The organism is Pseudomonas sp. AKS31 (genome assembly GCF_023634765.1).
Lineage (GTDB): Bacteria > Pseudomonadota > Gammaproteobacteria > Pseudomonadales > Pseudomonadaceae > Aquipseudomonas.
The window spans coordinates 1-851 of record NZ_JAMLFX010000028.1 but is presented as its reverse complement, the minus strand read 5'-3'; the positions used below and the strand labels follow the sequence as shown (position 1 = coordinate 851).

Genomic DNA, 851 nt, shown 5'->3' with positions numbered 1-851 from the left:
GAGCAGGCTCGCACCCACAGGCTGAACGCATTCCAATGTGGGAGCGAGCCTGCTCGCGAAGAACGATAACGCGGTCTCAGGTCTGCGGATCAACCCGATCCAGCGCCCGATTCACCGCCAACTCGGCCAGCATAATGATCTGCTGAATCGCCAACGCCGTATTACGCTCGGGCCGGCCAAGCTGATCGGCAAAGTTACCGGTTAACGTGTTCGCCGATGCCAGTGACTCACAGGCATGCGCCAGCAGACTTTCGGTGTCGATGTTCGGCTGGATCAGGAACATTGTGCTGGGTTGCCGGGGTTTGAGGGGCTCGGGGCTGAGGTAGAAATCCAGGGCGCGTTTGATGGCTTCGCGGGTTTTGATCTGGTCGTCGGCGCGGATGGCGTCTTCGAGTGGGGTTGTGGATTCGAGGGGTGGATCGGGGACAATTTTATCTTTCATGAAAATCTGCTCGTCATTCGAGCCGCCCTCAGCCATTTCTCACGTGGCAAAGGGTGGCAGCTATGTGCGGAGTGAGAAACCGGTGAGCAGAAAACCGGCCAGACCGAAGTCTGCCCGCACACAGCCGCCATAAGGCATTGCGACAGCGAATAAGCCGGCCGCAATTATGGTCTTACTGGTGCTAGTTTCAAGCTCGGCGGGTTCTCACACCCGATCACTGAACATTCAGCGACAACCAGAGCCTAGAGAGCGCACGTCCGACGGACAACCTGAAAACCTTGTGGGAAGGTTCTGGTTATTTGACACAAATTTAAACAGCCAAAAGCCAACCCTCACCCTAGCCCTCTCCCTGTATGTACCGGAGACATGGTGGACAGGTGTTCGGAGACATGGTGGACACATTTTAATA

General features: G+C 56.2%; 1 protein-coding gene. It reads right to left on the bottom strand.

Annotated elements, in window-relative coordinates; genetic code table 11:
• Positions 1-76: 76 nt before the first annotated feature.
• Entirely contained in the window at positions 77-442 is a 366-nt protein-coding gene (locus tag M9827_RS27445) for a DUF6124 family protein (RefSeq protein WP_250608342.1), read from the bottom strand.
• Positions 443-851 lie beyond the last annotated feature (409 nt).